The sequence below is a fragment of the Brevibacillus sp. NRRL NRS-603 genome (genome assembly GCF_003013445.1).
Taxonomy (GTDB): Bacteria; Bacillota; Bacilli; order Brevibacillales; family Brevibacillaceae; genus Brevibacillus; species Brevibacillus formosus.
In genome coordinates this window covers 1-607 of sequence record NZ_PXZN01000178.1, presented here as the reverse complement: position 1 = coordinate 607, position 607 = coordinate 1, and the positions used below count along the sequence as shown (strand labels likewise).

Below are 607 nucleotides of genomic sequence, written 5' to 3'. Positions count from 1 at the left end.
ATTAAGGAGTACATGGCCCTGTCCCACCCAAAAATAAAGCCGGCACTGCCCAAAATAAAAATGTTAAAAAACATGACCATTTCGCCGACCGAAAACGGACTTTTCCTCGTCATCAGGATTGCAACAATTTCCGTTCCATCCAGGGAACCGCCCGCGCGAATGACAAGTCCCACACCGATTCCGATGATGATTCCGCCAAAAACAGCAGAGAGAAGTAAATCGTCCGTCAAGCTAGGAACATGATGGAGGTAGTTCGTCCCCACCGACATCACAACGACACCGAACAGCGTAGAGACGGCAAATGTCTTGCCAATTTGCTTGTAGCCAATCAGTAAAAAGGGCAGGTTCAGCAGGAATAAAAATAATCCGAGTGGGCCTCCCGTCAGCTTTGAGGCCATAATGGAAACACCGGTTACGCCACCGTCAATGATGTTGTTTGGAACCAGAAAGATTTCCAGCCCGACCGCCACCAACAAAGCTCCAATGATGATTCCGAGAGCTCTTAGTGCGATCCTTCTTTTTTTCGTCCGCTTATGAGTGATCGGAGCAACCGTTTTTGCATCCATTTTGATCATCCTTAGCCGTTTTTTCTTACCATTTCATCTTT

1 protein-coding gene is annotated in these 607 nt (G+C 47.1%); it reads right to left on the bottom strand.

Going from position 1 to position 607, the window contains the following annotated elements; all coding sequences use genetic code 11:
* A partial coding sequence (locus C7R94_RS29750; RefSeq protein WP_146142872.1) for a YitT family protein occupies positions 1-566 on the bottom strand: 566 nt, incomplete at its 3' end.
* Positions 567-607: the final 41 nt, after the last annotated feature.